We start from the raw sequence: 1255 nt of genomic DNA on the forward strand, positions 1-1255 counted from the left end.
CCTATGATAACGGAGTAGTAAATAACTATTCCAAAACATGTAAACACTTGCAACCAACCGAGCCATTCCCAAGAAGGATTTAAAAATTTAAATGCCCCAGGCGCGCTTTTATGAGTTTTATGTCCCATAGAAAATTCCAAAACCATAATAGGAATTCCCGCCGTAAACATAGCTATTAGATAAACTATCATGAAAGCTCCGCCCCCGTTTGAAGCGACCATATAAGGAAAACGCCAAATATTTCCCAAACCTACAGCCGAACCTATTGCCGCCAATATGAATCCCGCTCGAGTTCCCCATTGACCTCTGTGATGATTATGACTCATTTTTTAACTCCTTGTTTTTAATTAAAATTTTATCTAATATAATATATAAAAAAAGATAAAATATCAATACTCTATATAGAAATTTTTATATAGAATTTATATAAATAACGCTTGAAAAATATATATAAAAATTTATAATTCATAAAAAATTATTTATTAAAATACTTATGAAGAAATTTATTGTATTTATAATATTATCTTTTTTGATTATATTTGAATTGTCTTATTCGCAAAATGCCGTTTTCAAACCTTTTAGAAAATTATACACTATTCAAACCGAAAAATTTGAAATAATCTTTCCAATGGAATCGAGAAGAACGGCGGAAAAATTGGCAAAAATTGCGGACGGAATTTATGAAGAATATTCTAAAATTTTAAATAGCGAAGTTAATTTCAAAGTGAATGGAAGAATTCCCGTGACTATTACTCCCGATGTAAATGTATTTAACGCTTACGCTACTCCGCTATTTCCATATTCCGCTATAACGATATACGACTCTGCTGGAATTAATGAAGCCACTTATAACATGGAAGACACATTAGCCGCCACTTTTCTTCATGAACTTGTCCATTTATTCAGTTTAGCTTCTGAAAATGCTGGCGCTCAAACTAAAGTATTGGGAAATTGGGCTACTCTTCAATGGTTGAATGTCCCGCTATTTATGATTGAAGGAGTTACGGTAAGTATTGAAAGTTATAAAGGTTTCGGAAGAGCGAACGACCCTTTAATCAAACAAATATTAAGACAAGATATTTACGAAGGAAAATTTAAAACTCCTATACAGGCAAGCGGTTTTTGGAGCAAAAGACCGTCTGGAGTTTACTATCTTTACGGCGGACTCTTTTCAAAATATTTGATAGATAGATTCGGAATTGAAAAATATAACGAATTATGGAATGTTATGAGAAAGAAAAATTTCCTTTTCGTT

2 pseudogenes are annotated in these 1255 nt (G+C 32.0%); one reads left to right on the forward strand and one right to left on the reverse strand.

Features of this window, described 5'->3' with window-relative positions:
* Window positions 1-326 (reverse strand): annotated as a pseudogene (locus tag EZH24_RS12070) (sodium-dependent transporter); the annotation flags it as partial.
* A gap of 203 nt (window positions 327-529) precedes the next feature.
* Between EZH24_RS12070 and EZH24_RS12075 the strand changes: the two are divergent.
* A pseudogene (locus EZH24_RS12075) lies at window positions 530-1255 on the forward strand (TreP protein); the annotation flags it as partial.

Origin of the sequence: Brachyspira catarrhinii (assembly GCF_005518285.1) — a bacterium.
In the GTDB taxonomy this organism is placed as follows: Bacteria; Spirochaetota; Brachyspiria; order Brachyspirales; family Brachyspiraceae; genus Brachyspira; species Brachyspira catarrhinii.